Below are 9,943 nucleotides of genomic sequence, written 5' to 3' on the forward strand. Positions count from 1 at the left end.
CCGCCCCCAGCTGCCGTAAGGCAGAGTCAAGGTCTTGTTTTTTGTCTATTTTTGCCGCACAATCTTAGTTATGTTTCTACTATCTAGATATATTAGAAACATCTCGGCCCGCGATTTCCTGCGAACCCGCGCCATTACTGGAAACTTTCGCGCTTTAACTAAATAAAGCAAAAGGAGGAAGTGCCGTTGGATTTTAAGGATATCCAGCTCGATTTTAAGTATCTAAATGACGTTGCAACGGCAATAGAATTTAACGAGCACATTGTTGATTATTACGCTGTGTTGTTGGCTGAGCTTGTTGAGAATAAACGTCAAGTTGCTCCTGCAGCGGAACAGCCTTCCACAGCTTTGGAAGCTCCTCCTCCTCCTGACTTTGAAGATGATTTTGTACTAGCTACCCCTGAGCAGGTTGCAGAGTTTAGAGTTTTGCAGTCGATGGGGTATGAGCGTAGGAGCACAAAACAAGATGAACGTTTAAAACAGATTTTGCAGGATTATGAGAACCGTATTGATAGGCGAGAGCATTATGAGCAGAAAAAAATGCTTCTTGCACATCGTGGTCGTTATGGTCAGGCTGTACATAAGATGGATTTTGATTTAAATAAAGAGCAGAAGGTTGTTTTTCGTAAAGCTGAGAGCATGGGTACTTGTAATAAGCGTTGGTATCTGGACGTTTATGAGAAATCAGGGGTTCTTGATTTTAAGAAGACGAATCTTTGCAAGGACAAGTTTTGTAATAATTGCAAGCGGGTTATGCAAGCAACTCGAATGGATAGATTTATTCCGGAAATCGATAAGTTTAGGGATGCTAAAAAGATTCATTTGGTGCTAACATCGCCCAATGTTGAAAGGCACAATTTAAAAGAAAACATTAAGCAGCAGTTTAATGCTTTTGCTAAGCTAATAGGTTATTTAAAGGCCAAGAAGCCAATTAAGGGACTAGATATACATAAATGGGGCTATATGGGCGCTGTACGGTCGTTAGAGGTTACTTACAAAGGGGATTCGTATCATCCTCACCTACACGTGCTTCTGATGTTTGAGGACGATTTTGATATAGGGCCAAAAACGGTTGTTAATGCCTTTAGTAAAAAGTTTGGGGATGTTAAGCGTAAGTTTTCCGAGCGTGAAATATTGGTGCAGAAGATTTGGTATCTGCTGATGAATAACGAACGAGTCAACAAAAAAAATATAGACTCGTTACAGCGTGGATATAGTTGCATGATGGACGAGTTTAGGGATGGGGATTATCACGAGCTGTTTAAGTACATGACGAAGGGTAATGGCTCTCCTCACCCGGATACAGACGCATATATGACTTACGATAACTTCAAGACATTGTATTATGCCTTACTGAGTGTCCGTCAAATACAAGGCTATGGCGTTTTGTTTGGGATACAAGAGGTTGAGATAGACGATAGATTTGATGAGGTTTATGCTGATATGGTCAGCTGGCTACGCCAGCAAGAGGGGCTCCAAGATGGAGAAAACCCCGAAACAGTTTGGAAGACTGTCCGGGGCCTAATCGACGATATTGGGGAATATCGTGTTATCTCTCGTAAGAGAGTTTACAAATACCTACGTCAATTATACCACGAATAATTGGCTCAATCTACACTCAATACTTGACAAGTATTGTCGGCAAATATGGTCTAAGTATGCTATCATCAGGTATAATCTGTTACTGGTGGTGTTTTATGCCTAGACCTCGATTGCCAGCAGGAAAGCGGAAAGAGAGAGTTTCAATCCGCTTGCAGAAGGATTGGATTGAGAAGTTATTGCAGGAAGGGACTGTACAGGAAATGGTGGAAAGATTAGTAAAGGATTATTTAAACAAAAAAGGGCATTGACGTAATCCGACACATAATTTATTATTAATAGTGTAAATGCGTCACAATAACTAAATAAACAAAAAGCTCTCCGGATTTGCTTGGCGGCTCCCGGAAAGCTTTTCTGCTGGACCATACATTCAGAGTGTATAGGTCCCATGTGTTTATAATACACCCATTTGGTGATTTTTATCAATAGGTGCTTATTCCCACGTGCCCAGCAGATGTTTTGGTTCAAAAGGCCGCCTATAAAAGGGCGGTCTTTTGCTATTTAACCCCACAAAATTAGAGGAGGAATTTTGTTATGGCACTAGTACAGGTTGCAGGTCGTTTTATGGGAGTATCTTTGGATTCGCGGGAATTTCAGGGGGTTAAGAAAACCTCCGTACTCATCGACGTTTACCAAAAAGATTCGCCACTCCGGGATAAATCGGTACAAGTTAAATCGGACGATTTAGAGGTTTATAAAGATTTTACGATGATGGAAGAGGGCGACACAATCGCACTTAACTGCACGGTATCGGCGTACAAAAATGACGCATATTACAAGCTGCATAGTATCGGGGTTTGATTTGTTGGAGCTGCGGAGCGATCCCCTTAAATGGGGTAGCGGAGCAGCTCCAATAAATCCAGCATCACAAAGGATAAAGGTGATATAAGTCATGCGTACTCCGATATCGGGTATCTGTGTTGGATTCAGGATAATCAAAGGCCAAGGCAAGGATGCATCAGATTTTGCAAAGATGCACATTTTGCAAGTGGGCACCAAGGATCATGATGCTGACCTAATTACAGTCTTCATCCAAAATGTTGATTTGATTGGGGACATGCTCAGGGCTTACAGCAACGGAGCTTTACGCTGGATAGACACTCTTTGTTTTACCTACAAGGATGGCAGGGAGAACGTTTGGATGCTGGATAAGATATTTAACCTATCAAACGATGTAATCGAGGTGGAGCATGGAGGAGGCAGCATTTGAATCACCATCGTCTATTACGCCTGAGCAATACGAACAGCTCCACCAGTTACTTGAACGCATAGCTGACCATAATGATTTAGCTAACCAAATGATGCATGACATTAAATTTTACGTGGTTACTATCGCTATCTTTGTTACTATGCTGGTTGCTTTTTACATTGGCTATAAGGTGGCGTACAAATGACGGCACAGTTTCTTGATCACCTGATTGTTACTTGCATGTTTGGGGCTGTCTTATCGGCGCTTATATCATTTTTCAAGCGGTCGCTTAGTAGGGGGCCAGACTGATGGACGCTCTATCATATCTTTTTGCAGGGATGCTGCTATTTGGTTTTTCGCTCGGGCTGTTAAAGCTCATTATTTCAGGGGGGAGATAATTTGCGTTATGTAATGTCTATGATGATGGCGGTTATCTGCTCCCTTGTTTTTGTATCGTCGGTGTATGCTGCTCCATCTGCTGGGATTATTCGTGGTGTTAAATCTGCTGAAGGGTATACTCAGCTTACAGATGGACTTGATACTGCTTTTACCGTCAATAGCGGTACGTCGTTTACGTATAACCTTGGCAATACATATCGCATTGATGGATATTATGCTTATACAACTGGTGCACGTATCTATTTTTATGATGTTAACGATACTCAACTTCGTTTGTTAACGGTTAGCAGGACTATTGGGATATCCGGATTTAATACTAATGCTTATATATCTTTGAGTCCGATCGATAACGTCGCTAAAATTAAAATCGTTGCAAATAGCGGTGCATCCGGTATGTACGAGTTTGATTTCTCGGGAGTAATTGTTGATAATACTCCACCAGCACAGCCGACTGGATTTATCGCTACAAACGGTGTACTCTCCGTAAATCTGGCTTGGAATCGCAATACAGAAATCGATTTGGCTGGATACAATGTCTACCAAAACGGTGTATTGGTTAACACATCCTTAATTACATCAAACAGTTACGTTGTACCTAATCTCACGGCTGATCAGGGTTATGCATTTCAGGTTAGCGCCGTTGATACGGCGGGTAATGAGTCCACAAAGACGGCTGCTGTATCTGCTACAGCAATGCCTACGTTACAGGTTCCGGTTCTCTCCAGCGGTGATGTTACTCCAAATTCGCTTCGATTAAACTGGAATCCTCATACAGCTGGTAACTCTTACGATGTGTATAAGGATGGTATCCGTGTCGTAACAGGCAGGACTACAAATTCTTCCGATTTCTCGCTGCTCACTCCGGACACCGAATATACATTCCAGGTTAAGGGCCGGGACAAATATTACCGGACGTTCGAGACAAATATCATCACGGTCAAGACTGGTGTGCCGACTGTCTCTAAGCCCAGCATTAACATATCGGATTTGTCACATCAGGGGTTTAAAGCATCTTGGTCTGAGGTGCAGTACGCGACCTCTTACACTTTGTATTTGGATGATGTTGAGGTTTATACAGGTACGGACAAGTCTTATTCTGTTTCTGGATTATCCGAAAAAACAACTTACACGGTTAAGCTTGTGGCTGCTAATGATTTGTCGTCGGCTGATGTATCTCGTACAGTCACAACAACGGCAGCTCCTGTCCCTGCTGTCACATCTGCAAAGACATCGCCCGTTCCCGGCGATCCTAATAAACGGCAGCTTACTTATACAGCTACGCCAGACGTGACCGCCGTAAAGGTTTATGTGGATGGGCAGCTTATTGGGGAGTATCCGGTGTCTCAATCTGAGATTGAGCTTGATTTTAAGGATATAAACAGTTCGTTCGCTGGCATCCAGCTTGAGCCGATCCCGCCGGGGGAATCCTATTCTTTTTCTTCTTTGGCCCAGTCAACTGGTGATGAGGATGCCGACCAGCTGCTGAGCTTAATGCTATCGATATTTACGTACCTTAAAGGCGCGTTTAAATATATCGCAATAATGAGTATCGTTTTTTTAACCACTATGTGCGTCTTGTTTTTTTGGCTCAGGGACAAGTACAAGCGGGTCACCAAGCTTGATATCAAGGACAAGCCTTTTGCTGATACGAGCAACATGCGGGACGATAAGGCCCGCAAGCTAAAAAAGGGATTTGTTGTTGACGATATGCCGAACGATAACGCTATACCTCGTAAACCTTGGTCTAAAATGTCGGATAAGGAACGTCTGGCTTACCGTTTTGCTCGGCATGAGCAGAAGACAGGCTACAAGATTGTCGACAGTAAGTTTGAGGAACGAGGGGGATTATTTAACTCCCGTGTCGTTGAAAATTTGACCTATGAGCGTAACGGGGTTAAGTACGTTAAAAAGCAAGTAAAGGGCAAACGGGGTCGTCAGACGGTGTATGTCCCGAAGACGATGGATGACAAAGTTAAACACGTGAGTAACCAGTTCAACGCCGTTAAATCTGCGTTTACTGGCTCAAATAAATCCAAATTTAAATAAGAGGGAGCGATTTAACATGATTAAATCTTTCGTACAAATGAGCAAGGATGCAATTAGCAAGGTTAACAAAAAGGCTTATATGATGTCCATTACGGGTGCGGCCGCTTTGATGAGTGCCATCCCGGCATCGGCAGCCCCGAATACCGGGGATGCGGATATCGACGAAGTGTTGACAGCAATTGATGTATGGTGGGCCATCCTGAAAGCGGGTTTTAAATATCTCGCGCTTGCTGCAATCGTTATCACTGGCTTTGTAATTGCGTTTTTTTGGCTCCGGGGCAAACTCAAACAAGCTGTATCCGGTGCGTAATACATGCGGCATCGCGTAAAAATCATGATAGGCATGGGGCTGATTTTGGCTCTGTGCCTATCTTTGCAAACTGCCGTATTTGCTGCCACTAACTATTACGGGCCGCAGGAGATTGTGCCCCTGTATAGTAAGGACAAGTATTATGTATTTGGCGATGGCTCACAGTCCAATAAAAGTCAAAATGGATTGACCTTAAACGTCGATGCTAGCTCGATTAGTTATCAGTCCGTCAAGGCGACTCTGACCATGGATTACCAGCTCATACAGGATCGCAGCATAACCAAATTTATCATTTTGGCTAATGGCGTTTACGTCGATTATGTTACCCCGTACTGGGATACCGACCAAAATGTTTGGTCGGAGTATTACTATCTGGACATTAACATTACCGACCAGTATATAGGCTCTGATGTGTACTTTCAGGCGGTTGCCTTGCACACTGAAACGTCAGGAGCTGAGTATGTTGTTGCTTGGTCGCAAGAGACGCCCACGTATGCGTTTAAGGCGTTTCCTGTTACGGATAGTGATACCCATGGCCTGCTGGCTGCAATCCTGCAGAAGCTGCAAGAGATAAAGGATACACTGTCCAGCAAGCTCGATGCTGTTAAAAAGGCGGTGGAGGATATCTATACTCCGTCCCCAGCTGCCGAAGCAAAAATGCATAGCAGTATCGATAATTTTATGGACAAGCTTCCCACTACCGAAATGGCGAAAGAAGTATCGAAAATTACCGATGCCCTCGAAGACAGTCGGAAGAAACTTAATCAGCCCGGCAGTACCATGACATTTGGTCAACAGTTTGACCTTGTACCCGGTGAGGGCATATACATTTACATTTTGGACCTTACAGAATGGCAAACCGAAGCCAAGTTATTCAGGACCATTATGCAGGCTGCTTTGTGGCTCTGGTTTTTTCAGGCTTTGTTTGCTTGGTTGTCGCCTAAGATGGGGATATAGGGGGGCGTATGCAGTGGATTTTTTGATAGGTAAATTGACGTGGCTGCTTGATAAGTATGCGGGACAAATGTCCATGCCATCGATACCGTACAGCAGCTATAGCGGATATTTAGCTGTTATGCAGCCTTACATATCAGAGGCAAACGTGCTGTTTCCGGTTGACGATATTTTGCTCATGCTGTCTATTATTTTGGGCATCAGGGCTGTTTTGTGGATTATATGGGGCGTTGTGTTTATCCGCAATCTGTTGCCTTTTTAGGAGGGGCTTGTATTGGGTGAGGCAATTGATATTGTCATGGAGCTGCTGCGTTTGATGTGGCCTTTTGTGGCGATTGTTATCGGGATTAAGCTAATCCGTTACATCGTTAAAAATCTAGTGCCGGCTATAAAGCTTTGGTTTAACGAGCGGACTATGTAGGGGAGGGGACGGACCATCAAGCTAAAAACACCGAAGCAGAAAATTTTGTTTGCCATATCGCTGGTGCTATCGCTGATTGTGACATTTTTAGGGGGCGGGAAACTCTTGGTGTATCTGTTGTTATTAGTCACTGGCCTGATACTGGGGGCAAAATATACGCAGCTCAAGCAGCTCTATCAGGATTACAAGCTTGGTCTCAAAATCAATGCCATACAATACAGCCAAAAAGAGAGCCAGCAGCTTAAGCAAAAAGTTGCTGACCTAGAGCGTGATTTGGCTACAGCTAATCAGCGCATTACATTGTATAACTCAGTTGTCCAGCAGCAGCAGCCGAAGGGTATGCCGTTTACAGGCTCTGAGAGTCCGTCAGGCCGATTTGTACAGCAAAGACCGGATATGTATGACGGGGATTGATACGATTGATTGTAAGAGCTGCTAGGGGGTGGGTAGATGTGTAGCGTTGCGGGGCGTCTGCCCACCCCCTAGCAGCTCGCTTGTAAGATTATGATAACAAAAGGGGATGGATTATCATGACAATCAGCTTAGTAACGGGGCTACCCGGAACCGGGAAGACGTTGTACCTAACTGAAAAGGGCGTACAGGCTAATGCAGCAGGACGTCCGGTATATGCAAATTTTAAGATGACTAACTTGCCTAATCCGCATCTGTATCATCACTTTAATGATCCTTTAGAGGTCTTGGGCAAGGTGCAGGGTAATAATAAAGGCCCAGCTCTAGTCTTGATATCTGAGGTTGGGATCGTGTTGAACCAGATAAAGATGTGGGAGATACCAACAGCGACATGGGATGAGTTGTCCCAGCACCGTAAGGATGGTGTCAATATCCTTGCGGATTGCCAAGCCTGGAAACAGCCCTGCTATATGTTTAAGGAGCTTGTACAGTTTCACTACAACATTTACGGGCGCTACAAAATTGGGCCGCTTGTGGTCAAGCTTGTGCGCGTTCGCAATCCGATATCAGGTGAGCATTACGGTCGCCGCTATTGGATACAAAATCCACGGTATTACAAACATTACGACACCAAATATAAGCTGGAGGTCACGCCGAGCCTGTATGATATTGGGCAGTCTACTATACTGGCGCCGTGGGAACAGTATGAAAGAGAGTCATATCAGCAATTGATTGTTAACATTAACAAAAATATGTAGTAATAATCGTATTGTAGGTATTGTAATTATGTAGTAGTATGTAGTATAATAGTATTACAGAACAATACTATTACATACTACAATACTACGATAGGAGCGTGTTACAATGACTGAGGTACAAAGGCTGCAAAAGACGCAAGAGATTAGCAATAAGATGCTTGATGTTGCGTTAGATATAAGCCGAGGTATTTGGTACATGTCCGACAAAGAGCTTGATGCATTGCGTCAATCTTGGGATGCTTTGGTTTTGCTCCACAATAATAATAAAACTATCAAGGAGGGGAATTTAGATGAAAATTACACGTGAGATGATTATCGAGGCAGCCGAGCGGTTGCAATCTGAGGGTAAAAACCCAACGTTGACGGCCGTGCGTGCTGCTGTAGGTGGCGGTAGCTTTAGCACTATACAGCCTGTTTTGAGCGAGTGGAGGGATGGGCAAAAAGCTCCTACTGCTCCGATTAGAGAGTTTGCTCCACAAGCTATAACAGACCGTGTACAGGCTCTAGCGGCCGAAATATGGTCAGAAGCCTTGGAACTTGCAAATGGTCGCTTGAAAGCTGAAAGAGAAGCTCTGCAAGCAGAAAGAGCTCAGTATGAGGCTGAACGTGATGAAGCTGCTGAGCTGGCTGATGAATTAACGACAGAAATTGAAACACTCAAATCTCTGAATGAAGTGCATATGCAAACGATTGAGAACCAGACTACCCAGTTAGCGGAACATGAAGCAAGGATTGTCGATCTTAATCAAGCGTTGGCTGTAAGTACGTCCACAAACACCCACTTAGAAGACCGTTTAGAAGCTGAAAAGGCAAGGATAGAGACTAATCAGAAGATGTATCAAGAGCTTTCTCAACGTAACCGTGAGCTGGAACAAGAAGCAGCTAGGGCCGATGCTGTTATTGTTGCTTTGAAGCAGGATATGGACCGTTTAAATGTTGAAGCAGTATCCAGAGAAACAAAGATAACCGACTTGACTTCCAAATTGTTCGTAGGCTCTTCTAAATTGACTGAGCTGGAAACGGAGCTTCGGCTTACTAAGGAGCAGGCTGCTACTTATCAAAGACGTTTTGATGCGGTACAAGATGAAATTAAAGAAATCTATAAGGCTAAGGCGAATCGTAAAGGGTTAAAGCCTAAATCAGAGGATGGCTCGAATGATTAATGTGGTGATGTTGTACAAGCTTATGTGCCCTCGTGACGATGAATTTTTTCGCGGTGGCGTGAGATATAGCTTGCAGCCGTGGAAGGATGTTTTTGAAGGTACTGATAACTGGATTGATGGTGGAGATGATGGCGGCAAGGATTATGTGCTACCGGAGGGTTATCAGTCCGTTGCACTTGATGGTTTTCAAGGGTTGTACCAAATACGTGATAGTAAGGGCAGGATTGCCGAATTATATACGTCAGATGATGGTGCCCCGGCCGTTATGGATTTGGACACTAAACGCCTGATTGTTTTAGAGGAGTTTGATTACATTGTGTAGGGGATATATGGCGGATGATCAGGATTTTAAGGATGATCAGGCTAAGCAGCTGATACGCAGGATACGTAAGTTGGTTTTGTTAGCGGGTGTATGCTGCGCTTTGGTGTACATCCTGATGTTAATGATATCATCAGGTACTTTGCCGCCTTTGGCCCCGTAGGGGGCTTACAGGGGGTAGCGGGGGGCCGCCCCCGCGGTCTGCACTGGATAAGCAAAAGGACGGTGATCCAGGATGATTAGTAAAAATTACCAAAATCCCCCCAGCCCCCCCCCTTTGATAGGGGGAATGGGGGGCCGCCCCCAGCTGCCGTAAGGCAGAGTCAAGGTCTTGTTTTTTGTCTATTTTTGCCGCACAATCTTAGTTATGTTTC

13 protein-coding genes are annotated in these 9,943 nt (G+C 44.2%); all 13 read left to right on the plus strand.

What is annotated here, in order from left to right; all coding sequences use genetic code 11:
* The first annotated feature begins 186 nt into the window (after window positions 1-186).
* The 13 genes from WBG83_RS21825 (at window position 187) to WBG83_RS21885 (ending at window position 9,572) form a co-directional block, all read left to right on the plus strand.
* Complete coding sequence (locus tag WBG83_RS21825) at window positions 187-1,602, plus strand: protein rep (protein WP_336747492.1); 1,416 nt, start codon at window positions 187-189, stop codon at window positions 1,600-1,602.
* 531 nt (window positions 1,603-2,133) lie between these two features.
* Window positions 2,134-2,400, plus strand: coding sequence for a hypothetical protein (locus WBG83_RS21830; protein ID WP_336747493.1), 267 nt, complete (start codon window positions 2,134-2,136; stop codon window positions 2,398-2,400).
* 91 nt (window positions 2,401-2,491) lie between these two features.
* Complete coding sequence (locus WBG83_RS21835; protein WP_336747495.1) at window positions 2,492-2,809, plus strand: hypothetical protein; 318 nt, start codon at window positions 2,492-2,494, stop codon at window positions 2,807-2,809.
* Between the two features lie 378 nt (window positions 2,810-3,187).
* Window positions 3,188-5,233 (plus strand): fibronectin type III domain-containing protein, encoded by a 2,046-nt coding sequence (locus WBG83_RS21840; RefSeq protein WP_336747496.1) that lies wholly within the window; start codon window positions 3,188-3,190, stop codon window positions 5,231-5,233.
* A 16-nt stretch (window positions 5,234-5,249) separates the two neighbouring features.
* A complete protein-coding gene (locus tag WBG83_RS21845) occupies window positions 5,250-5,543 on the plus strand; it encodes a hypothetical protein (RefSeq protein WP_336747497.1) in 294 nt (97 codons plus the stop codon).
* A 3-nt stretch (window positions 5,544-5,546) separates the two neighbouring features.
* On the plus strand, window positions 5,547-6,500 hold the full coding sequence (locus WBG83_RS21850; protein WP_336747498.1) for a hypothetical protein: 954 nt from the start codon (window positions 5,547-5,549) through the stop codon (window positions 6,498-6,500).
* Window positions 6,501-6,513: 13 nt separating this feature from the next.
* Window positions 6,514-6,759: a hypothetical protein gene (locus WBG83_RS21855; RefSeq protein ID WP_336747499.1), complete on the plus strand. Its 246-nt coding sequence runs from the start codon at window positions 6,514-6,516 to the stop codon at window positions 6,757-6,759.
* 12 nt (window positions 6,760-6,771) lie between these two features.
* Window positions 6,772-6,918, plus strand: a complete 147-nt coding sequence (locus WBG83_RS21860) for a hypothetical protein (protein WP_336747500.1) — start codon at window positions 6,772-6,774, stop codon at window positions 6,916-6,918.
* Window positions 6,919-6,963: 45 nt separating this feature from the next.
* Window positions 6,964-7,332 carry a hypothetical protein gene (locus WBG83_RS21865; RefSeq protein WP_336747501.1) on the plus strand — a complete coding sequence of 123 codons (369 nt, stop codon included), beginning with the start codon at window positions 6,964-6,966 and terminating at the stop codon, window positions 7,330-7,332.
* A gap of 116 nt (window positions 7,333-7,448) precedes the next feature.
* Window positions 7,449-8,087 carry a hypothetical protein gene (locus WBG83_RS21870; protein ID WP_336747502.1) on the plus strand — a complete coding sequence of 213 codons (639 nt, stop codon included), beginning with the start codon at window positions 7,449-7,451 and terminating at the stop codon, window positions 8,085-8,087.
* 106 nt (window positions 8,088-8,193) lie between these two features.
* Window positions 8,194-8,394, plus strand: coding sequence for a hypothetical protein (locus tag WBG83_RS21875; protein WP_336747503.1), 201 nt, complete (start codon window positions 8,194-8,196; stop codon window positions 8,392-8,394).
* Window positions 8,378-9,250, plus strand: coding sequence for a DNA-binding protein (locus tag WBG83_RS21880; RefSeq protein WP_336747504.1), 873 nt, complete (start codon window positions 8,378-8,380; stop codon window positions 9,248-9,250). Before WBG83_RS21875 ends, WBG83_RS21880 begins: the two co-directional genes overlap by 17 nt.
* Window positions 9,243-9,572: a hypothetical protein gene (locus tag WBG83_RS21885; protein ID WP_336747505.1), complete on the plus strand. Its 330-nt coding sequence runs from the start codon at window positions 9,243-9,245 to the stop codon at window positions 9,570-9,572. The genes WBG83_RS21880 and WBG83_RS21885 overlap by 8 nt, the downstream gene beginning before the upstream one ends.
* Window positions 9,573-9,943 lie beyond the last annotated feature (371 nt).

This window comes from Paenibacillus sp. y28, from assembly GCF_037137075.1.
Classification (GTDB): Bacteria; Bacillota; Bacilli; order Paenibacillales; family NBRC-103111; genus JBBBNV01.